This is a genomic window from Candidatus Poriferisodalis sp., assembly GCF_965215815.1.
In the GTDB taxonomy this organism is placed as follows: domain Bacteria; phylum Actinomycetota; class Acidimicrobiia; order Acidimicrobiales; family Poriferisodalaceae; genus Poriferisodalis.
Genome location: NZ_CBDCEO010000012.1, coordinates 755,504 through 777,136 on the forward strand (window position 1 = coordinate 755,504; position 21,633 = coordinate 777,136).

Here is a 21,633-nt window from a genome sequence, read left to right on the forward strand (position 1 = left end):
CTCGGAGTCTCGATTGCCTAGGTATCGAATGCGTGGACGTTCCGATTGCCGCCTGCGGATGTGCCGAGTTTGCCTTCTTGTCGGACGGCTAGTTGCCCAGCCGGCGCAGCAACTCGGCTGCATCGCGGCATTCGTCCAACAAGTTACCCACATGGTTCCGGGTTCCTCGCAGCGGTTCGAGCATCGGCACTCGCCGCAGTGGATCCGTCCCGATGTCGAAGACCATCGAGTCCCAGTTCGCCGCGACGATCTCATCGGAGAACTTTTCGAGGCAGCGGCCTCGGAAGTACGCACGTGTCGTCGAAGGCGGCACCGACACCGCTTCATTCACCTCGTCGTCAGTGGTGATCCGTTCAAGACCCACGCGTCGCGCCAGCGACTTGGACGGCCGCAGGTCGTGGTATTGCAGGTCCAGTGCGGCCAGCTTCGGACCATCCCAATCGAGGTCGTGCCGCTGCGCGAAACCCTCGTACAGACGCAACTTGGCAACCCAGTCCAACTGTGTCGCAAGGCTCATCGGATCGGACTCGAGCACGCCCAGCACCGACTCCCAGCGATCCAGAATGTCGTTGCCGATGTCGTCGCCGCCGACAGCCTCCAAGCCGTGGCTCTGTGCGTACTTGCGGGCCAGATCCAAGTACTCCCACTGGATCTCGATGGCCCGCATGTGTCGGCCGTCGACAAGCTCGATCAGTCCCGACAGGGAGGTGTCGAAGCTCACCTGGCGCAGTGCTGCGATCGGCACAAGTGGCGTCAGCGGCTCGGACATGAAGTCGTCGTCGATCATCGCCAGCACGAGTGATGTCGTGCCCAGCTTGAGGTACGTCTGGACCTCGCTCATGTTGGCGTCGCCGATGATCACGTGCAGGCGTCGGTACTTGCGAGTATCCGCGTGGGGCTCGTCGCGGGTGTTGACGATCGGCCGCTTGAGCGTGGTCTCTAACCCGACTTCCTCCTCGAAGAAGTCAGCACGCTGGCTGATCTGGAATGGCCTGTCCCCAAATGGCGTCGGGGACCGATCACCCATCGGCACTTCCATGCCCAGCTTGCCGGCCCCGCAGAAAATCTGGCGGGTCACGAAGAAGGGCAAGATGTGCGTCACGATGCGGCCGAAGGGAACGTCGCGGTCCAGCAGGTAGTTCTCGTGACAGCCGTAGCTGTTGCCCTTGCCGTCGCTGTTGTTCTTGTGGATGACCAGCTCCTCGCCGTCAGGCAGAAGGTTGTTCGCGGCCTCCATGGAGCGGATCAGGATTTCTTCAGCGGCCCGGTCGTAGATAACGCACTGGCGTGCGTCCGAGCACTCCGGCGTCGACAGTTCAGGGTGCGCATGGTCGACGTAGTAGCGAGCGCCGTTGGTCAACACCGCGTTGACGAGATGCGTCTCGATCTCGGGCGCGAGGGCGTCGAACTCGTTGAAGCCTCTCGCATCGGTGCCCGGCTGCTCGTCCTCGAAGTCCCAGCTGACGCGTTGGCACAGAAATCCGTTGACGTAGGCGTTGATGATCATCGACGACGCTGCTACCGGATTCGAGTCGCCGTTGCAGCGATGGATAATGCCGAACTCGGTCTCGATGCCAACGACCTTGTGAACCGCCACCGCCCCGGACCCTAGCTGTCAGGCCCGCGAACAGGACAAACGGGACTTACCCGCACGGCGCCGGCCGGATCCTCAGCGCTCAGAGGTATTGGCTGGTCTGGACCCGCTCGATCGCCCGGCCGCCCAGTGCATCGCTGTCGTCGGGGTCGACGAGCGTGCGAATGAAGACGATCCTTTCGCCTTTCTTGCCAGAGATCTTGGCCCAGTCGTCCGGGTTCGTCGTGTTGGGCAGGTCTTCGTGTTCGCGGAATTCCTGCCGGATCGAGCCCATGAGATCGTCGAGACGGATGCCGCTGCTGCCGGTTGCGAGCGACCGCTTGATGGCACTCTTCTTAGCCCGACGCACGATGTTCTCGATCATCGCCCCGGACGCAAAGTCCTTGAAGTACATGACTTCCTTGTCGCCGTTCTGGTAAGTGACTTCCAGGAAGCGATTGAGGTCGTCGGGGCGGTACATCTCGTCGACCGTGCGCTCGATCATGATCCGAACGGCCTTGTGGGGGTCTCCGCCGCCGATATCGGCCACCTCCATCGGGTCGATCGGCAGCTTCGGCGTGAGGTAGGTGCTGAAGATGGAGAGCGCCGCCTGCTCGTCAGGTCGGTTGATCTTGATTTTCACGTCGAGGCGACCGGGACGCAGAATCGCCGGATCGATGAGATCTTCTCGGTTCGAGGCGCCGATCACGATGACATTGCGCAGACCCTCAACTCCATCGATCTCCGCAAGCAACTGCGGCACCACTGTGGACTCCATGTCGGAGCTGATGCCGCTGCCGCGGGTGCGGAACAACGACTCCATCTCGTCGAAGAACACGATCACCGGCCACCCCTCGGAGGCCTTCTCTCTGGCCCGTTCGAAGATGCGCCGGATCTGTCGCTCGGTCTCGCCCACGTACTTGTTCAGCAGCTCGGGGCCCTTGATGTTGATGAAGAAGCTGCGCGCGCCCTGCTGGCCGGAGACCTCGCCGACCTTGAGGGCAAGGGAGTTGGCCACTGCCTTGGCAATCAGGGTCTTCCCGCAGCCGGGTGGGCCATACAACAAGATGCCCTTGGGCGCCGGCAGGTCGTAGGTGCGGAACAGGTCCTGGTGCAGGTACGGCAGTTCGACCGCATCAGTGATCAGCTCGATCTGGGTATCGAGCCCGCCAATGTCGTCATAGGTGACGTCAGGCACTTCCTCGAGCAGCAGATCGTCCACCTCGGGACGAGGCAGGCGTTCCAGCACGATGTTGGACCGCACGTCGAGCAGCAGGTTGTCGCCCGACCGCAGCGGCTGACCTCGCAGGTCGCCCGCCAGCTCCACGATGCGTTCCTCGTCGGCGCGGCCGGTGACCAGCGCACGGAAACCATCTTCGAGCACCTCATTCAGCGTGACGACTTCACCGGAGGTCTCGGGCCCGCGCGCCAGCACGATGTTGTACGACTCGTTGAGAACGACTTCGCTGCCCTCGACGAGTTCAGTCTCGGCCAGGTCCGGGTGCAGGGCGACCCGCATCTTGCGACCGCTCGCGTGCACGTCCGCCGTGCCATCGTCGTTGCGGGACAAGAACGTTCCATACGCCGAGGGCGGTTGGGTCAGCTTGTCGACCTCTTCGCGCAGCGCCGCGATGTGCTCACGTGCTTCGCGCAGGGTGTAGGTCAGCTTTTCGTTCTGTGAGACCGCCGCCGACAATTGTCCCTTGGCTTCGAGCAAACGCTCCTCGAGGGTGCTGACGCGCGCAGGCGTATCAGCCAGTTTGCGTCGGAGCAGAGCGACCTCTTCCTCGAGCGCGCGCAGGCCGCTGCGGAGGACTCCCGCATCCGCTGCGCTAGTGCGCTGAGGTTCGGATTCGCCCTGGTCCATGCGCGGCCGACACTACCCCCACACTGCTGTGATGACGTGACGCGCGGTATGGATGGCCGACCGGCCGCGGCCGGAGCACTCGCGGGTGCCGTGCGGTACACGCGCCGACTCGGTAGATTTCATTAGTGGCGCGGGCTCGCCTATCGGCCCGTCGCGGAGGAAGGGTCGGTACACGATGAAGGTCTGGATCGATCAGGATCTGTGCACCGGTGACGGGCTCTGCGAAGAGATCGCACCTGATGTGTTCACACTGCTCGACGACGGCCTCGCCTATGTGAAAGAAGGCGACAAGGTCTTCGCCGAACCGGGCGGTGTCGAAGGTCTCGCCGAGTTTTCCGACGCCCAGCTCGACGCCGTAATCGAATCCGCCGAAGAGTGCCCCGGGGAGTGCATCTTCATCGAGGCGTAAGCCGAGATGAAGCGATGAGCGCGGATCGAGGCGTAAGCCGAGATGAAGCGATGAGCGCGGATCGAGGCGTAAGCCGAGATGAAGCGATGAGCGCGGATCGAGGCGTAAGCCGAGATGAAGCGATGAGCGCGGATCGAGGCGTAAGCCGAACTAGCTGCTGCACTCGCCGTTGGGGGTCACGCTGAGATCTCCAGGTCTCGCCCTGATCACAGTGCGGCCGAGGGTGTCCACTCGGGCATCGACGCCCGCCGAGACGAGGAACCCCAGTAACTCAGCCCGGCTGAGAGCGAATCCGATCTCGGAGGGGCCTCGTACCGTGCCGAACGCCACACCGACAACGTTTCCCCCCTGATCGACCAACGGAGCGCCGGACTGTCCTGTTCGGATGTCGGCAGCAACCACGTACACGCTTCTAGCAGTTCCGTCACCCCACAGCCCGGTTGCGCTCACGTAGTGCTCGATGCGTGCTGGTGAGACCACGAGCCCTCCGCCTTCGGGGTATCCGAGCACCACCCCCGATGCGCCCAGCCGTGCCTGATCGATGCCGAGTGGCGGCACCGCTGCGTCGACCAGCAGCAATGCCAGGTCTCGTCCCTCCTCGTAGCCCACCACGACTGCTGGGTACGTGCTCGGATCAACGGCACCGCTCGGGGACCATTCGATCTCGATGGCAGATGCCCCTGCAATCACATGGGCAGCACCCACCAGGACCCCCGGCGCGACGGCGAACGCCGTGCCGTTCGACACTGGCCCGCAGCCTCTTGCCCGCACGGCAACCACTCCCCGAGCCGCCGCCGCGAGCACATCGTCGTCGACCGGCGATGTTGCCGGCGGAGCGCCCAGCCACAACGGTCCCTCGCTGCTCTCAATCCGAGCAACCGGTTCGACCAGGGACCCATCCGGTCCGGCATCCTCGGGTCCCCGAGCGCAGCCTCCCAATGGGGCGCTCAGCAGAGCTACACACAGCGCCAGCGTTAGCCACGCTGCGGCGCGTTGGGGCGTTCGTGCCTGGCGCCGGGGTTCTGTTCGTGTGCGGGAGGCGATGGTGCGCGTCACTCCTCGGTCAAACGGGCGTGTGTCAGGAAGCCGGTGTGGGCAACCATGCGATGGTCAGGTCGTACAGAGGCCCCCTGCACGTGCCAGCTGCGATGCAGCACCTCGATGGTCTCGACGAACGCCCAAGGACCGTCGTCAAGCGTTCGGCGAAGTTGTTGCACCTGGGTCACCGACGGGTTGTAGGCGACGAGGATTCCGCCAAGCCGTAGCCGACCGGGCAGATGCACCGCCACCCGCCAAGGCTCAGGGATGTCCAGGACTGCCCGGTCGTACTGGGCGCTGCCAGAGCCCGGGGTCGGAGTTTGGGAACTGGAACCAAGTCGAGGGGGATCGACTGATTCGTAGGCGTCGCGCAGTTGAACGTCGTAGCGGTCGAGCGCCTCTGACCCCTCAGCACTCGCCACATTGACCGCAGCCCGTTCGGCGAAATCGTCCCGCAGCTCGTAGCCGGTGACGATTGCGCCCGCGCGAAGCAAGGTCGCCGACAGCGCACCCGAGCCCACACCGGATTCGAACACTTGCATGCCCGCTCGAAGATCGGCCAACATCCAGATGGCGCCAAGGTCTTTGGGATAGATGACCTGGGCCCCGCGCGGCATCTTCAACACTCTGTCGGCGAGCGTCGGCCGCATGGCGATGAACCGGGCTCCCGAGCCACTGCGATATTTCGAGCCCTCGGGCGATCCGATGATCTCGTCGTGAGACACCACTCCGGCGTGGGTGTGAAACTCGCCGCCGTCGCTGAGCGACACGAGGTACCGCCGCTGGCGACTATCGATCATGAGCACGGTCTCACCCGGTCGCAGCTTGCCCCCCCGCTGTTCCCCGGCGTCGTCCGGCACCGTGTACTCGGGCGCGGCTTCGGAGCGGCTCACATCTGTTCCGCCGACGCATTGTCCTCGCCGTAGCTGCGTGTGGTGTGCCGGATCGCGAGTTCTTCACCCGGCAACAGCTCGCCGCTGAACACCACTTCGCGCTCGCGCCTCGACATTCGTACGAGCAGCCGGAGCCCACCGACGACGATTGCCGCTGCCAGCCACTTGCCGTTGCCCGACCGCGCTCGCCGCCACAGAACATCCATGGTCCGAGCCTTCAGCCCTCCGACGCGTCGCTTCGCTGCCATGTTCACGCCCACCCCATACCGTGAACCTGGACTACACCCGGACGACTTCGACGATCGTGCTGCGGCGGCGCCCACGACGCCGACCGAACAGGAACGCGGCCAGCACAAGACCCGTCCCGATCGCGGCGGCCACGGCGACGGCGGCACTCGATACTTGCTCTGCAGCATCGCCGGCTCCACCGATGAGCTGCCGTACGCGGTCGGAAATGTCCTGCGATGTGATGCGCTGCCCGTCGGTGCTGGATTTGAAAGTTTCCGCCACGTTGTTCTCAGTCTTCTCCGCGTTCGGTTGCCCCGTCGTCGAACCGTTCGTCATCCGTCGCCAGTCTGGCGGCGCCGTCCTTGGGCCGAATCGCCCGCGCCATGGTCGCAATTGCAACAATCAGTACGGCGACGCCAGCCAAGTGCGGCACGAATGACCAGTTGGCACCGAAGACGGCGGTCTCGGTCTGCAGGACGCGCACCAGCGCCAATGCGCCAAGCACGACCGAGATGCTCACTGCGACCGCGCCGAGCAATCCGAACAACAGGTAGCGGCCGATCCCCCGCAGCGGGCCCACCGTTTCCTGAACGATGTAGGCCCGCAACATGGCGGCCAATTCGGAAAGCTCGGCTCGCAGGCCGACGTCTCGTCGTGGCATTACTCGCTCAGGCACCATCCGCTGGGCACAGGCTGCGAGAGTGCAGCCTGCTCAGGCACATTGTCCGCCGCTGGACATGAGCGGGCCGCCCAGGCCCGTGTGGCGACGCTACCGGCCGCCCAGTAGTTCTTCCACGCCGTCAAGCACCCCTGCGATCACCTCGACGCGGTCAGCCGGATCGGGTGCGCTCAGCATGGCGTGGCGATCGAAGGGACCTGCGGGTACGAGCGCCGCCAATTGGAACGACCAGTCCGTCGCGTCCGTCGTGGCCTCTGCTAGCTGCGCGAGACGGTCGTCGATCGCTGCTGACTCAGCCGCGGTGACTCCCAGGGCACCGATTTCTGAGGCCAATGCTCGCAACCGGCGGAGCCGCGCCACTGTCGCCCTGCGCGTCTGCGAATCCACCTCGGAAGGCCCGTCGGGCCAGATGATCGTCATCGCACTGGGGTAGGGATCGTCCGGCAGCCATTCGACGATGCGAATCCGTGGGCCACCGGTGGCGAGCATCACCCATCGCCCATCGGGCAGTTCTTGGTGCTGCGCGATGGACGCCAGGCAGCCCACGTCGGAACGGACATCTCCGCCGCCGACTTCGCTCCCGCGCTCGATCATGACGACGCCGAACGGTTCATCGTTGCTGGTGCACCTCCGTGCAAGGTCCCGGTAGCGGGGCTCAAAAATGTGGAGCGGCAGCACGGCACCAGGCAGCAGCGGGGAACCAAGTGGGAACATCGCTCGCTCACGAGCGACATCAGACCCAGCTCGCTCACGAGCCTCGTGTCGCCCTTGAGCAGGGTCCGGGTCTTGTTCAGGCGGGGCCACGCATCAATCCTCGCAGGGCTGCGACATCACCCACGGGGTACCGCAGCAGCTGACCCACTAACGACTCCTGCAGTTCCAGACCCAGTCGGGTACCGGCAGGCACACCGTTGAGGATCTGGGCGAACGTGACCGTACCGCCGTCGGTTTGGACGAACCCCGCCAGCGAGTTGACCCCCGTCAGCAAACCGGTCTTGGCATGCAGACGGCCCGCCACCGGGTGCACGGCAAATCGATGCGACAACGTCCCGGTGCGCGCTGCGATCGGGAGCCCCGCTGCCACGGCTGAATCGGTGCCGAAGCTGTCGAGCAGAGCTGCCAGCAAGCTGCACGACAACTGGTTCTGACGATCCAGTCCTGAGCCGTCCACCACAACCGGTGGTGACTGTTGAGGCAGCATCTCCGACACGATCCTCGCCGCGGCAGCAGCGCCGGCTGGGGTCGATCCCTCACCAGCACTTCGCAGACCGATCTCGCGCAGCATGAGCTCCGCAGTCGTGTTGTCACTCTCACGCAGCATCTGTTGGATGATCTCGATGAGCGGCGGTGACGTCAGCCGCGCAATTTCGGTCATGCCGCTCGGCGCGGTTGAGACGTCGATTTCGACATCGACCGAGACGCCACGCACGGTCAACAGGTCCGCCAGCGTGGACACGAACCAGCGCGCCGGGTGCTCGGCCGCGGTCAAGGCGGTCGTGAAGCCCGTGATGCCGTCATTGAGGCTCAGTGCCGAAAGCGGCCCGCTGTGCAGCTGAGTGACGTAGCGCTGAGGCCATGTCTCGGGAAAACGGGTCGCGTCATAGCGCGACTCATCGGCGATGAGCTTGCCACGCAACGATCGGATGCCCAGGCCGACGAGTTCGTCTGCGAGATCCTCCATCGGCGTGCGCAACTGCGGCTGGCGACGATGCGAATCCGCGTACGACTGAGTCATGATCAGCGGATCGCCGCCGCCGACGACCCAGACCGTGCCGTCGAGTACGCCGTCGACGATCTGGGCATCGGTGAGCACCTGGGTGACCAATTGCTCAGCGGGGTCAACCACTGCAAGCGCCGCTGCAGCAGTAATGAGCTTTTGAACCGAAGCGGGAATCACACCTTCGACGTCGCTCGAGAACACTTCGGTGCCGTCGATCCAGATCGCGAGGCAGTGCGGCTCGGGCCAATCCGAGCTGAACGCCGTCATCTCGGCCCCGATGTGGTGTTCCTGCGCCGCCCGCCACAACGCGTCCGGTGCGCGTTCGGCCCGCAGGAGCGGCACTGGCGACGCCAACGCCTCGCTCCCGCCATCGGGATCGTCAGGGTCGAGGGGGTTCGCAGGAGTGAAAACCGGGGTGCGAAGCGCAGCGGCGTAGGCGGCGGCTTCATCGGCTGAGGCGTTCATGCGCACGGCCGCCAGCGTGGGCAGCAGGCCGGCTACCGCCGTCAACAACGCCAGCACGGCTGCGCGTAGTGGTCTCACATCACTCGCGGGCGGCAGCCACGCACGAATCGGAGTCGGCACGGGCGCCACCAAGGGCGGCACTGTCGGCACAGGCGCCACCAAGGGCGGCGCCCAGGGCCGCCGAGAGTTCGCCGGCTTCTGAGGGAACCACCTTGGGGCGCGACGTGTTCGATCGACCAATGAGCATCTCGGTCAGCAGCGCATCCAGCGATCCGGCGAGCAGATCCCAGTCCTCGCTGAGTCCACCGCCGATAACCACCATTTCGGGGTCCGTCAGGATGCAGAGATTCGAGATCCCCAGCGCGAGCCAGTAGGCAAACTCGTCCAACACTCCGAGCGCAAGAGTGTCTCCCTGCCGGGCAGCCTCGGTCACGTCCGGACCACGCGCACCATCGCCGAAACGCTCGCTGGCCATCCGATCCAGCGCGGAACCTGACGCGTAGGCCTCCCAGCAACCCTTCCGCCCGCAGGCGCATTCGCGCCCGCCAGCCGCCACAATCATGTGCCCCGGCTCGCCGGCGAGTCCCACCGCACCACGAAGCACCTCGCCGCCAAGCATGAGGGCCCCGCCGATTCCAGTACCGACGGCCACCATGACGCCATGGCGGACGCCTCGCGCCGCTCCGGCCGCCAATTCCCAACGGGCGGCGCAATTCACTTCGTTGTCCAGCGCGACTGGCATGCCCAGCTCGTCGCTGAGCCGAACTCCGATGTCTGCACCGTCCACGCCGACGAGGTTGGGCGAGACTGTCACCCGCCCGGAATTGGTGATCAGCCCTGCCATGCCGACACCGACCGACGCAGGGCCCTGATCGGGCGCCAGCGAGCCGACCATCTGGACCAGACACGCCACGAGCGCTCCGGCACCGCTGGGCGTGGGCTCGCGCACCGTCCTCTGAAGCGTGCCTGCGCTATCGGTCGCGACGCCGAAGATCTTGGTCCCGCCGACGTCGAAACCGAGATGCAACTTCGATGTCGCAATCGATGACGCGCCGACAGATGTCGGCGCGTCGATTGTCATGAGCGCTGCGACGTCGGCCTGGCGGCGGCGTCGCAGTTCCGCATGCGCTCGGCTGGGATCAGAGCTTTCCCAAGATCGACGAGCAGCTCGAGACGTCGATTCCACCCCCGGGCTCGACCTCGAGCGCCGTCACGGTTCCGTCCTCGATGACCGCTGCGTAGCGACGCGAGCGAGAGCCCAAGCCGAAGCCGGAGCCGTCCATGACGAGGCCCATGGCCTCGGCGAAGTCGCCGTTGCCGTCGGCAGCCATTTCGATGCCCTGCGCACTGTTGGCCTCGGCCCACGCGTGCATTGTCCAGGCATCATTCACCGAGACGCACACGACCTTGTCAACACCCTTGCCGGCAAGTTCGGAGGCACCTTCGACATAGCCGGGGAGATGGACGTTGGTGCACCCGGGCGTGAACGCGCCCGGCACTGCGAACAGCACCACCTTGCCACTGCCCAGCATCTCGTTGGACTGCACGGGCGCGGGCATGCCGCTTTCGTTCAGTACACGCAGTGTCACATCGGGAATCTGGTCGCCGACCTCAATCGCCATTGCTGTGCTCCGTCCCTGTTCGTCTTGTGGGGAAATATGGCTCGCAGCGTATCCGCGTCGCTGGTGTCCGGTCCGATCGGAACTGCCCCAGACCCCTCAGCTGCCGCAGTCGCTCTGCGGCGTCGGTACGTGCACACCATCGATCCAGCGCAGCAGCTCGCCGTAGTCGGATGCCACGGGCAGGTCCGGATTCGCTTCGGCCACCGCTGCAGGGCATCTGAACAGGCTCGCGACGTCTGCTGCTCGCAGCATCGTCAGGTCGTTGTAGGAATCTCCGACCGCGGTCACGTGATAGTTGAGCTCCCGGTACGCGACGACGGCGCGCTGTTTGGCGTCTTCGACGCGGCGGCGCCATCCCAACAGACGTCCCTCAGCAACGTCGAGCCGGTGGCACAGCAAATGCGGGTACCCCATCAGCTCCAGGAAGTGATCGTCGAACTGCTCAAACGTGTCGGACAGCAGCACGACAACCCACTGGCGCCGGAGTTGGTCGAGGAATTCCCGGGCCCCTTCCAGCAGCGGCAGCTCAGCGATGACCTCCCGGATCTGACTCAGCGTCACTTCATGCGAATTGAGCACGTCAATCCGGTACTTCATCAGGGCGTCGTAGTCCGGCTCGTCGCGGGTCGTGCGCCGCAGTTCGGCAATCCCGGTGCGCTCGGACACCGCGATCCAGATCTCGGGCGTCAGCACGCCCTCCATGTCCAAGGCGATGACCCTCTGCACGAGCGCCGATTCTCTCATGCGACGGACGATTGTCCACGAACCAGAGCAGACTCTGTGCAGAAATGCCGCCACAGGCGGCAAAATTGCACACAGAAAGCGTGGCAATCGCTTCCCGGGTGATGACGCGTCGGCAAGGCGTCTCAGAGGGACGTGCCGACGGACCCGGCGAAGTTTCTAAGATGTCTTAGATATTCGAGGCAACCCAGCGCCGCGAAGTCCACATGAGCGAGGCCCTCATGAGCATTGACACCACCGAGCAGACGTCGCTCGCCGAGATCTTCCTGCCGGAGATGGATTTCGATCCCGACGAGTTGCGTGACCGGTACCGAGCCGAGCGCGACAAGCGCCTGCGTGACGACGGCAACGAGCAGTACGTCGAGGTGGTGGGCGACTTCTCGAACTACGTCGATGACCCATACACCGAGCGCATCGAGCGGGAGCCGCTCTTCGACGAGGTCGAGGTCGCGATTATCGGGGGCGGCTTCGGCGGACTGCTCATGGGCGCCCAGCTGCGCAAGGCGGGTTACGAAAGCATCCGGGTCATCGAGAAGGCCGGCGACTTCGGCGGCACCTGGTACTGGAATCGCTACCCGGGCGCAATGTGCGACGTGGAGTCCTACGTGTACTTGCCGCTGCTCGAAGAGCTGAGCTACATGCCCAAGCGCAAGTACTCCTTCGCACCGGAGATCTTCGAGCATTCCAAGGCAATCGCCCGCCACTTCGGGCTGTACGACAACGCGTGCCTGGCGACTTCGGTCTCAGAGATGCGTTGGGACGACGATGCGGCCCAGTGGATCATCTCCACCGACCGTGGCGACCGCATGCGTGCCCACTACGTGGCCATGGCAAACGGTCCGCTCAACCGGCCCAAGCTGCCAGGAATCCCGGGAATCGACTCCTACGAGGGCCACACGTTCCACACCAGCCGTTGGGACTACGACTACACCGCCGGGACCTCCGAAGGCGGCCTCACGAATCTCGCCGACAAGAAGGTCGGCATCATCGGCACGGGCGCGACCGCCGTGCAATGCATCCCGCACCTCGGCGAATCAGCCAGGGAGCTGTACGTGTTCCAGCGCACGCCGTCGTCGATCGACGTGCGTGACAACCGCGAGACCGACCCGGAATGGGCTGGGTCGTTGGAGCCAGGCTGGCAGCGCCGGCGCATGGAGAACTTCAACATCCTGGTGAGCGGTGGAGATCAGGACGAAGACCTGGTATCTGACGGCTGGACTGACATCTTCCGCAATCTCACCGGCATCGCTGCCAAGACGGCAGCCCGCAAGGCGGGCCGCCGTCTCACCGGACGCGAGAAGGGCGAGCTCATGGAGCTGGCCGATTTTCAGAAGATGAACACCGTGCGGTCGCGCGCCGCCGAGGTGGTCAAGGACGGCAAGGTCGCCGAGTCGCTGCAGCCGTGGTATCGCCAGTTCTGCAAGCGGCCGTGCTTCCACGACGAGTACTTGCCCACGTTCAACCGTCCGAACGTGCATCTCGTCGACACTGACGGTCAAGGTGTCGAGCGAATCACTCCACGCGGCGTCGTGGTCGGCGACACGGAGTACGAGGTTGATTGCATCGTCTTCGCCACTGGCTTCGAGGTAGGCACCACCTACACCCGACGTGCCGGCTACGACATCATCGGGCGAGGCGGCCAGACGCTCTCGGACAAGTGGTCCGACGGCGTCAAAACCTTCTGTGGGCTGACCACTCATGGCTTCCCGAACTGTTTCTTCTTGGGCTTCACCCAGACCGCAGTGACCGTCAACGTGCCCCATGCGCTGATGGAGCAGGCAGCGCACGTCACCTACATGCTCGACGAAGCCGCCGAACAGGGCTGCACGCGCATCGAGCCGACTGCCGAAGCCGAGCAGTGGTGGCAGGGAGAAATGGCCGACAAGGCCCGCCTCGGCGTCCGTTTCTACGAAGCATGCACCCCCGGCTACTACAACAACGAGGGCAAGCTCGGGAACCCCAACGGCTTCTTCACTGCCATGTATGGCGCCGGCCCGATCAAGTTCTTCCGCATCCTGGACGAGTGGCGTTCGACCGGTCGCCTCGAAGGCATCGACCTAAGCTGAGCGGAAGGGCGATTCCAAAACATCAGAGCCGGAAGAGGTAAGGCGTCGCGCCGATTGCAGAGCACTGCAGGGAGGCTGGACATGGCAAAGCCGATCAAGATGGCACACGCCGTCTTTCGCACTGATGACATCGAGCGCCTCCAGTCGTGGTGGTGCACGGTGCTCGACGCCAGAGTCGTCCACAACGGCGGATTCATCTCGTTCATCTCCTACGACGACGAGCATCACCGGCTGGCATTTGTGAACCGTGGCAAGCCTGGTCGGTACGACTCTCGCCAGGGCACACTTGAGCACATCGCGTACTCGATGGGCAGCTTCGGCGACCTCCTCGACCTCTACGAACGCCTCAAGGCGGCGGGCATCATGCCGGTTCGGACCATCAACCACGGCCCCACCACCTCGATCTACTACGCCGACCCCGACGGCAACGGTGTGGAGTTCCAGATCGAGAATTACGCCACGATGGCCGAGTGCATGGATTTCATGCGCTCGGAGACCTTCCGGGCGAACCCCATCGGCGTGGAATTCGACGCCGACCTGCTGGTCGAGCGCTTCCGCAGCGGTGACCCGCTCGAAGAACTGGTCAAGCAGGGTTCCGCCCCAGTATCTGCCAGCTGAATCAGTGAGCACCACAGTCCATCGCAACGTCTACATGAGCGACGAGCTGCAGGCGATCTACGAGCAAACCGTCGCCTTCGTCGCCAAAGAGGTCACCCCGGTCGGCGATGCCTGGGAGCAAGCCGGCCAGGTTCCGCGTGAGATCTACAAGCAGATGGGCGAGCTGGGGATGTTCTCGCTGCGAGTGCCTGAGCGGTGGGGCGGACTGGGTCTCGGTCCGCTCGCCTCGGCCGCATTCTCCGAGGCGCTCGGCGCCTCCACGTACGCAGGTTTCGAAGCAAATGTGCTGGTGCACACCGACATGGCGCTGCCCCACCTGCTCAATGCGGGGTCCGATGAACAGCTTGAGCGCTGGCTGGGTTCGATTCAGTCCGGCGACACCATGCTGTCGATCGCGGTGACCGAGCCCGATGCCGGATCCGACGTGGCAGGGCTGCGCACTACGGCGGTCCGCGACGGTGACGGCTGGCGGATGAACGGCGCCAAGACATTCATCACCGGTGCTGTGTACGGCGACATGACGGTGCTCGCGGCTCGAACCGACACCGACAACCGGTACGGGATCTCGATGTTCCTGGTCCCTGCGCACACCGAGGGCTTCGAAGTGGCTCGCAAGCTCGACAAACACGGTTGGCGCTGCTCGGACACCGCGGAGCTCGTGCTACGCGATGTATGGCTGTCTGACGACCACCTGCTCGGCGAATTGCACCGGGGCTTCTACGCCACCATGGCGAACTTCCAGAACGAGCGGATGGTGATCGTGGGCATGGGCATCGGCGCAGCGCAGGTCGCCATCGACCTGACCAACGCGTACACCCAGCAGCGGAAGGCCTTCGACGCCACGCTGTACGACCTCGGCGCAATCCGCCAGCGCATGGCAATGAACCAGGCCAAGGTCGACGCAGTGCGCGCCTCGATGTACCACGCCGCCTGGCTGACCGAACAAGGCATCGACGCCATCAAGGAGATGTCGGGCGTCAAGGCGCTCGGCGCCGAAGTCGTGAATCAGGTCATGTACGACTGCATGCAGTTCCATGGCGGCATCGGCTACATGCGGGAGTCGACCATCGAGCGGATGTGCCGCGATGCGCGCCTGCTGCCCATCGGCGGCGGCGCCACAGAAGTCATGCTCGAAGAGGTTGCCAAGCGCAGCTACGTCAACCCCTAGCGGGATTCGAGCCAGTCGCGCACCGCGCCGGCGAAACGGGCGGCTGGGGCGCCGTCGAACGCTCGATGATCCCAGGTCAGCGAGAGGGTGAGCACCGGGCGGGCTGCGGGATTACCACCTGACCAGTCGGTTTCAGTACGGATGCGGCCCACGCCCAAGATGGCCGTGTTCGGTGGATTGATCACCGGGGTGAATGCGTCCACGCCGAACATGCCAAGTGCGGTGACCGTGAACGTGGCGCCCTGGAAGTCGTCATAGCCCAACCCACCCTCACGCGCCCCGCCGGCAAGGCGCTTCGTCTCTGTTGCAATTTCGCTCAAGCTCAGTCGATCGGTGTGGCGGATAACGGGAACGAGCAAGCCGTCGTCCAGTGCGACCGCTAGACCGACGTGGATGTCCCCCAACAGCGCAACCGCATTGGCCGTGACCTGGGAATTGATGCGCGGGAAGGCACGCAGCGCTGCGGCGGCTGCGGCCACGACGTAGTCGGTGTAGCCCGGCACTTCAGCATCGGCGGTACCCCCAACGTTGCCGCTGCGAGCAGACTCGGCCTGCGCAGCCCGTTCGGCCACGACTGCGCTCATGTCCACATCCATCGTGAGAGTCAGCTGGGCCATCGATCGCAGCGATGCGCTCATCCGATCCGCGATGACGCCGCGCATGCCTCGCAAAGGGATCTCTTCAGTGGGCGTCTGGGCAAGCGGTGGTGCCTCGTCGGTTGCGGCGGATTTCGTCTCAGGCGCGGCACTCATCGGGGCGGGCTGGTCCGGCTCGACAAGGGGACTCAGCCGGGCCAGCACCTCCCGGACATGAACAGCCACATCTGCGCGCGAGATGCGCCCGTCGGCAGCGCCGGCTCGAACAGTACGAAGGTCAACACCGAGCAGATCCGCGAGCTGTCGAGCCGCCAGAGTTGCCGGCGGTGACACTGCGGCGCCCAGGTCCGGTGCAGCCGTTGCCGTTGCAGCTGCTTGGCCCAAGGCCGGAACGGGCGGTGCGTCGAGCGCAGCTCTCACGTCTCGTTCGGTGATGCGGCCCTTGGGACCCGTCCCCGCGATGATCGCCAACTCGACACCGAGTTCTCTCGCCAACCGCTTGGCTGCCGGAGATGCCAGGACACGTTCCCCAGGGGCGCGTGGCGCCGCTGCCGGAGCGGTGGCGACAGCGGGTGCCGCTGTCGAGGCCTTGAACGCCTGCACAGGAGCCCGAGGCGGGCCAGCAGCTAACTGGGGTGGGGACTTCCCCGGTTTGCAGAACCAGCCAATACGCACGCCGCACTCATAGTTCTCGCCGACCTCGCCGCTCTGATGCAGCACGCCGCTGCCCGAAGCCTCAATCTCGGTCTCCACCTTGTCGGTCTCGACCAGCACGACAGATTGGCCAGCATCGACCGGAGTGCCGTCAGGCACCAACCAGCGCAAGATCGTGCCCGACTCCATCGTCAGACCCAGCTTCGGCATCGCAAACTCGGTGGCCATCGGTGTCCTCTTGCTCAGCCGTCCGCAACAGCAGGCACGAACCGATAGCGCCGTCGTTGTGCCGCCGCAACAGCTGCGCTCACGTCGATCACCTGCGGACCGTTCGGACGGACGGTGACCTCTGCGGGCTCGCCTCGGCCCAGCACGATCTCGCGCTCCCCGTCGAGCGTCAGCACACCGGGACCCCGCAGCGTGACGGGCTGGTCGAATCCCACGTGCTCGCAATGTTCGATGTCGATGTCGGAATAGCTGCCGGGCATCACCGCCGCCCGGATGTGCCTGCTGCGCTGGGCGTTGCGCGACGCACACCCCAAGCGGACATGGACTCCGCCGGCTTCATACCGCCCCAGCGGGGCAACGGCCGCGGCAATCGCTGACAGTCCCACCGATGCCGGCTCGGCAATGGCAGCGACGATCTCGCTCACCGATGCCGATTCCCACACAGCTCGTGCGCCCACAAACGCGCCCCGCACCAGGCACACATCGACGAGCGCTACATCGGAGTCGCCACTCGACTCCAGCGTGATGTCAATGATCTTTGCCTGCGATGTCACCTCCGCCGCAGCCCCGAGACCGCTCGCCACCGCTCCTGCAGCGAAGCCGACGACCGTGGCCTCCAACTGCTGTGGGAAGACGTTGTTGGTGCCGACCGCCAGCGGTACCAGAGGCACATTTCGCCAGCCTTTGGCTACATCGCGCTGGGTGCCATCACCGCCGAGCGCGATCACTGCTCCCACACCCAGCTCACAGAACCGTGCCGCGGCCAACTGGGAGTCGCGGCCGGTGTGCCAGCCGTGCGGCTCGGTGACCTCCACCGGTCCCGACCGATGAAGGCCCACCAGCGCCCGGTCCCCTAGCCGTGCCCGGTCGCCGCTGATCAGCACCCGTTCAGCTCCGCCTTCGAACGCACCCACCACAGCACGGCGGATTGCGCCGATCTTGACGGCGTCCGAGACCGGTGTGGCCCCTGAGGTGAGCCTTCTTACGTCCTTGCCGGCCAGCGGGTTGGCAACGATGCCGACCGTCGGGCCAGCAGCTTCCCTCACGCGGCCGCGAGCGCTCGGATTCGCTCGCCGATCAGCTCGGCGTTGGGCACCCATTCCTTTTCGAGCACGGGACTGAATGGCACCGGGCTGAACGGTGCGCCGACGCGCTCGATCGGAGCATCGAGATAGTCGAAGGCCTGCTCAGCGATCTGCGATGCGATCTCACCGCCGAGGCCGCCGAATCGGACCGCCTCGTGCACGACTGCAACGCGATTCGTCCTGTGTGCAGATTGGATCACGGTGTCCATATCGAGCGGTTGCAGCGTGCGGAGATCGATCACCTCGCACTCGATCCCTTCGGCCGCGAGCGCATCAGCAGCCGCTGTGGACTCGTGCACCATCCGGCCGTACGTCACCACGGTGATGTCGTCGCCGGGTCGAACGATGCTGGCCGAGCCCAACGGCACTTCGTACACGTCGGTGGGAACATCGCCGCGCAGGCCCAGCAGGCGCTTGTGCTTCACGAACACTGTCGGGTTGTCGTCACGGATACACGAGATGAGCAGGCCCTTCGCGTCGTACGGGTTCGACGGCATGACCACCTTGAGGCCCGGAATGTGGCACAACATCGCCTCGAGGCTCTGACTGTGCTGAGCCGCGGCCGACAGCCCTGCTCCGGCACTCGTGGTGATCGTGAGCGGCAGCGTGGCCTTGCCACCGAACATGTACTTCAGTTTCGCCGCCTGATTCACGATCTGATCCATGGCGACGAGGATGAAGTCCATGAACATCAGGTCCACGACTGGCCTCAGGCCGCTGACTGCTGCCCCTGTGCCGAGGCCCACGATGGCCTGCTCACTGATCGGCGTGTCCACCACACGCATATCGCCGAAGCGCTCGTTCAGCCCGCGGAACGAACCGAACACTCCCCCGGCTCGGCCGACGTCCTCACCGGCCACGAACACATTCGGGTCGGCTTCCATCATTTGCGCGAGCCCCTCGGCGAATGCGGCTCCGTAGGCGATGCTGCGCTCTCCGGCATCGGCAGTGACAGTCATGATGACGCTCCTGAGTAGGCGGCTGCGGTCAGATTGGCGCCGGTGTAGACGTCGACCAGCAGATTGTCCAGGTCGGGCAGCGGACTCTCTTCGGCAAATGCGATCGCCGCTTCGATGGCGGCCTGGGCGGCCTCATGAACGGCTTGGGCACCGCCGGCATCGAGCACACCGGCTGCCGCCAGCCGATCTTCGAACAGCTCGATCGGGTCCCGTTGCTTCCACTCGGCGAGCTCGTCGTCGGTGCGGTACTTCATGCCCAGCGTCTGCACCCCGTGGTGGTTGTAGAAGCGGTACGTCTTGGCCTCGATGAACGAGGGCCCTTCACCCCGACGGGCCCGGCTGACGGCCTCTTTGGCTGCCTCCCACACCGCCACGACGTCCATACCGTCCACGATTGCCCCGGGCATGCCGTAGCCAGCAGCTCGGTCCACCACATCGGTGATGGCCATCGTGCGTTCACGTGGCGTGAACTCGCCGTACTCGTTGTTCTCGCAGACGAACACCACCGGCAACGACAATGCCGCCGCCATGTTGGCGGCCTCATGGAAGGCCCCGATGTTGGAGGCGCCGTCGCCGAAGAACACCACCGAGACCCGGTCGTTGCCCCGGTACTTGTTCGCGAATCCGGCGCCGACGGCGATGGGCACACCGCCGCCCACGATGCCGTTCGCACCTAGCATTCCCAGGTCGAGATCGCAGATGTGCATGGAGCCGCCCTTGCCCCCGCAGTAGCCCGTGGCCTTGCCCATCAGCTCAGCCATCATGAAGCCGTAGTCGCCTCCCTTGGCCACCAGATGCCCGTGGCCCCGATGGGTCGAGCTGATCTGGTCGTCGTCGTCGAGGTTGACGCACACCCCTGAGGCAACCGCTTCCTCCCCCACATACAGGTGCAGGAATCCCGGCAGCCGGTTCTGCTCGGCCAGCCGCCCGGCCGACTCTTCGAAATGGCGAATTCGCACCATGCGACGGTGCAAATCCAGCAGTACTTCTGGGCTCGGATCCATGCGTGCCCCCTCGGAGCGGTATCGGCCCGCCACACACTAGTTCCGCGCCTTCGAACCGACCGTTGCCGCTGCGACAGGTGCCCCAACGGGGATCCACACGGCCCCAGTGCGGCCCGCAGCGACGCGTAGTGTGGCCCGGTGGCTTCCGAACCTGCTTCACACCCGACCTCCGAACCTCAATCGATCCATCCTGTCGGCGGGCCCGACCCCGGCATCGGGCGCGGCGGTCTGCGCTCGGCCGCCTGGTTTGACATCGAGGGCGACCCGCTCATGTCGGCGCTCTATCTGGAGCGATATGCCAACTTCGGGCTGACACGAGAAGAGCTCCAGTCGGGCAAGCCCATCATCGGCATCGCCCAGACCGGCTCAGACCTCTCGCCGTGCAACCGTCATCATCTCGAGCTGGCAAAACGCGTGCGCGAGGGCATCCGCGAGGCCGGCGGAATTGCCTTCGAGTTCGGGGTGCATCCCATCCAGGAGACCGGCAAGCGGCCCACCGCATCGCTCGACCGCAACCTGGCCTATCTCGGCCTCGTTGAGGTGCTCCAGGGGTACCCCCTCGACGGTGTGGTGCTCACTATCGGTTGCGACAAGACCACACCGGCATGCCTGATGGCAGCCGCGACGGTGAACGTGCCGGCCATCGCACTGTCGGTTGGGCCGATGCTGAACGGCTGGCACGAGGGCCGCAGGACCGGATCGGGCACCGTCGTGTGGAAGGCCCGTGAGCTCTATGCCGCCGGCGAGATCGACGACACGGGATTCATCGATCTTGTGGCGTCGTCGGCCCCGTCGGTGGGCTACTGCTCCACGATGGGAACCGCCACCACCATGAACTCCCTCGCAGAGGCGCTGGGCATGCAGCTTCCTGGCTCCGCTGCGATCCCGGCCCCGTACCGCGAACGGGCGCAGATGGCCTACCGCACCGGGCTGCGCATCGTCGAGATGGTGCGGGAGGATCTTCGTCCGTCCGACATCATGACCCGCGAGGCATTCGAGAACGCCATCGTCGTGAACTCCGCGATCGGCGGATCCACCAATGCCCCGATCCACCTCAATGCGATCGCCGCGCATCTCGGGGTCCCGCTTGGCAATGACGACTGGCAGAAACACGGCTACGCAGTGCCGCTGCTCGTCAACCTGATGCCCGCCGGGGAGTATCTCGGTGAGGACTATCACCATGCTGGCGGTGTCCCCGCCGTGGTCGGGGAGCTGATGCGTGCGGGGCTGCTGCCTCACCCAGATGCACTGACCTCCAACGGCCACAGCATCGGCGAGAACTGTACCGAGGCCAAGATCGCCGACGCCGACGTCATCCGTACTGCCGACGAGCCGCTCTTGGCCGATGCCGGTTTCATCAACCTGTCAGGGAATCTCTTCGACAGCGCCATCATGAAAACGAGCGTCGTCTCCGACGAGTTCCGCCAGCGCTACCTGTCCAATCCGGACGATCCCGACGCGTTCGAGGGCCGCGCCATCGTCTTCGACGGACCGGAGGACTACCGAGCGCACATCGACGACCCCAATCTTGACATCGACGAGAACTGCATGCTGTTCGTTCGCGGGGCCGGACCGATCGGCTATCCCGGCGGTGCCGAGGTCGTCAACATGCAGCCCCCGGCAGCACTGTTGGTGCGCGGTGTCCACTCGCTGCCGTGCATCGGCGACGGTCGTCAATCGGGAACGTCAGGTTCGCCGTCGATTCTGAACGCGGCCCCCGAAGCAGCGGTCGGCGGCGGCTTGGCGTTGCTGCGCACCGGCGACCGTGTCCGGATCGATCTGCGTCGCGGCAGCGCCGACATGCTGGTCGACGATGACGAACTGGCCCGACGTCAGGCCGAACTGGACGAGGCCGGTGGTTACCCAGTGCCGCCATCGCATACGCCGTGGCAAGAGATCCAGCGGTCGATCGTCTCCCAATTCGACGAGGGAATGGTGCTTCGCCCGGCTGTGAAATACCGGGACACGGCTCGCACGCATGGCACCCCGCGTCACAATCACTAGGTCCGCGCTCTTGAGA

General features: G+C 65.1%; 21 protein-coding genes. 5 read left to right on the forward strand and 16 right to left on the reverse strand.

The window, feature by feature from the left end:
- Positions 1-88 precede the first annotated feature (88 nt).
- Positions 89-1,597 (reverse strand): depupylase/deamidase Dop, encoded by a 1,509-nt coding sequence (gene dop / locus ACOOHB_RS05310; RefSeq protein WP_420443766.1) that lies wholly within the window; start codon positions 1,595-1,597, stop codon positions 89-91.
- A gap of 79 nt (positions 1,598-1,676) precedes the next feature.
- Positions 1,677-3,440, reverse strand: a complete 1,764-nt coding sequence (gene arc / locus ACOOHB_RS05315) for a proteasome ATPase (protein WP_420443767.1) — start codon at positions 3,438-3,440, stop codon at positions 1,677-1,679.
- 175 nt (positions 3,441-3,615) lie between these two features.
- On the opposite strand from arc, the gene ACOOHB_RS05320 reads away from it, so the two are divergent.
- On the forward strand, positions 3,616-3,849 hold the full coding sequence (locus tag ACOOHB_RS05320) for a ferredoxin (protein WP_420443768.1): 234 nt from the start codon (positions 3,616-3,618) through the stop codon (positions 3,847-3,849).
- A gap of 150 nt (positions 3,850-3,999) precedes the next feature.
- Here the strand turns inward: ACOOHB_RS05320 and ACOOHB_RS05325 are convergent, their stop codons facing one another.
- The 10 genes from ACOOHB_RS05325 to thrH all read right to left on the reverse strand — a co-directional run bounded on the left by ACOOHB_RS05325 (position 4,000) and on the right by thrH (position 11,238).
- Positions 4,000-4,698, reverse strand: a complete 699-nt coding sequence (locus tag ACOOHB_RS05325; protein WP_420443769.1) for a S1 family peptidase — start codon at positions 4,696-4,698, stop codon at positions 4,000-4,002.
- A 203-nt stretch (positions 4,699-4,901) separates the two neighbouring features.
- Positions 4,902-5,780 carry a tRNA (adenine-N1)-methyltransferase gene (locus tag ACOOHB_RS05330; protein ID WP_420443770.1) on the reverse strand — a complete coding sequence of 293 codons (879 nt, stop codon included), beginning with the start codon at positions 5,778-5,780 and terminating at the stop codon, positions 4,902-4,904.
- On the reverse strand, positions 5,777-6,028 hold the full coding sequence (locus ACOOHB_RS05335) for a hypothetical protein (RefSeq protein ID WP_420443771.1): 252 nt from the start codon (positions 6,026-6,028) through the stop codon (positions 5,777-5,779). The genes ACOOHB_RS05330 and ACOOHB_RS05335 overlap by 4 nt, the downstream gene beginning before the upstream one ends.
- A 31-nt stretch (positions 6,029-6,059) precedes the next feature.
- The gene (locus ACOOHB_RS05340) at positions 6,060-6,290 is read right to left on the reverse strand and encodes a hypothetical protein (protein ID WP_420443772.1); all 231 of its coding nucleotides are present in this window, start codon (positions 6,288-6,290) and stop codon (positions 6,060-6,062) included.
- Positions 6,291-6,297: 7 nt separating this feature from the next.
- Positions 6,298-6,669: a hypothetical protein gene (locus tag ACOOHB_RS05345; protein ID WP_420443773.1), complete on the reverse strand. Its 372-nt coding sequence runs from the start codon at positions 6,667-6,669 to the stop codon at positions 6,298-6,300.
- 108 nt (positions 6,670-6,777) lie between these two features.
- Positions 6,778-7,491, reverse strand: coding sequence for an LON peptidase substrate-binding domain-containing protein (locus ACOOHB_RS05350; RefSeq protein ID WP_420443774.1), 714 nt, complete (start codon positions 7,489-7,491; stop codon positions 6,778-6,780).
- A complete protein-coding gene (gene dacB / locus ACOOHB_RS05355) occupies positions 7,478-8,992 on the reverse strand; it encodes a D-alanyl-D-alanine carboxypeptidase/D-alanyl-D-alanine endopeptidase (RefSeq protein ID WP_420443775.1) in 1,515 nt (504 codons plus the stop codon). Before dacB ends, ACOOHB_RS05350 begins: the two co-directional genes overlap by 14 nt.
- A complete protein-coding gene (locus ACOOHB_RS05360; protein ID WP_420443776.1) occupies positions 8,952-9,953 on the reverse strand; it encodes an ROK family protein in 1,002 nt (333 codons plus the stop codon). Before ACOOHB_RS05360 ends, dacB begins: the two co-directional genes overlap by 41 nt.
- A gap of 58 nt (positions 9,954-10,011) precedes the next feature.
- Positions 10,012-10,494, reverse strand: a complete 483-nt coding sequence (locus ACOOHB_RS05365; RefSeq protein WP_420443777.1) for a peroxiredoxin — start codon at positions 10,492-10,494, stop codon at positions 10,012-10,014.
- A gap of 96 nt (positions 10,495-10,590) precedes the next feature.
- Positions 10,591-11,238, reverse strand: coding sequence for a bifunctional phosphoserine phosphatase/homoserine phosphotransferase ThrH (gene thrH / locus ACOOHB_RS05370; RefSeq protein WP_420443778.1), 648 nt, complete (start codon positions 11,236-11,238; stop codon positions 10,591-10,593).
- Positions 11,239-11,456: 218 nt separating this feature from the next.
- Between thrH and ACOOHB_RS05375 the strand changes: the two genes are divergently transcribed.
- From ACOOHB_RS05375 to ACOOHB_RS05385, 3 genes are all read left to right on the forward strand, one after another.
- Positions 11,457-13,301, forward strand: a complete 1,845-nt coding sequence (locus ACOOHB_RS05375; protein ID WP_420443779.1) for a flavin-containing monooxygenase — start codon at positions 11,457-11,459, stop codon at positions 13,299-13,301.
- A gap of 81 nt (positions 13,302-13,382) precedes the next feature.
- On the forward strand, positions 13,383-13,919 hold the full coding sequence (locus tag ACOOHB_RS05380; protein WP_420443780.1) for a VOC family protein: 537 nt from the start codon (positions 13,383-13,385) through the stop codon (positions 13,917-13,919).
- A gap of 4 nt (positions 13,920-13,923) precedes the next feature.
- Positions 13,924-15,087: an acyl-CoA dehydrogenase family protein gene (locus ACOOHB_RS05385; RefSeq protein ID WP_420443781.1), complete on the forward strand. Its 1,164-nt coding sequence runs from the start codon at positions 13,924-13,926 to the stop codon at positions 15,085-15,087.
- Here ACOOHB_RS05385 and ACOOHB_RS05390 read toward each other — a convergent pair.
- From ACOOHB_RS05390 to ACOOHB_RS05405, 4 genes are read right to left on the reverse strand one after another with little or no spacing between them, the layout of a single operon-like run.
- On the reverse strand, positions 15,084-16,565 hold the full coding sequence (locus ACOOHB_RS05390) for a 2-oxo acid dehydrogenase subunit E2 (protein WP_420443782.1): 1,482 nt from the start codon (positions 16,563-16,565) through the stop codon (positions 15,084-15,086). The genes ACOOHB_RS05385 and ACOOHB_RS05390 overlap by 4 nt on opposite strands.
- Before the next feature lie 14 nt (positions 16,566-16,579).
- The gene (locus ACOOHB_RS05395; protein WP_420443783.1) at positions 16,580-17,611 is read right to left on the reverse strand and encodes an NAD(+)/NADH kinase; all 1,032 of its coding nucleotides are present in this window, start codon (positions 17,609-17,611) and stop codon (positions 16,580-16,582) included.
- Positions 17,608-18,609 (reverse strand): alpha-ketoacid dehydrogenase subunit beta, encoded by a 1,002-nt coding sequence (locus tag ACOOHB_RS05400; protein ID WP_420443784.1) that lies wholly within the window; start codon positions 18,607-18,609, stop codon positions 17,608-17,610. Before ACOOHB_RS05400 ends, ACOOHB_RS05395 begins: the two co-directional genes overlap by 4 nt.
- A complete protein-coding gene (locus tag ACOOHB_RS05405; RefSeq protein WP_420443785.1) occupies positions 18,606-19,613 on the reverse strand; it encodes a thiamine pyrophosphate-dependent dehydrogenase E1 component subunit alpha in 1,008 nt (335 codons plus the stop codon). Before ACOOHB_RS05405 ends, ACOOHB_RS05400 begins: the two co-directional genes overlap by 4 nt.
- Positions 19,614-19,826: 213 nt before the next feature.
- Between ACOOHB_RS05405 and ACOOHB_RS05410 the strand changes: the two genes are divergently transcribed.
- Positions 19,827-21,617, forward strand: a complete 1,791-nt coding sequence (locus tag ACOOHB_RS05410) for an IlvD/Edd family dehydratase (RefSeq protein WP_420444666.1) — start codon at positions 19,827-19,829, stop codon at positions 21,615-21,617.
- Positions 21,618-21,633 lie beyond the last annotated feature (16 nt).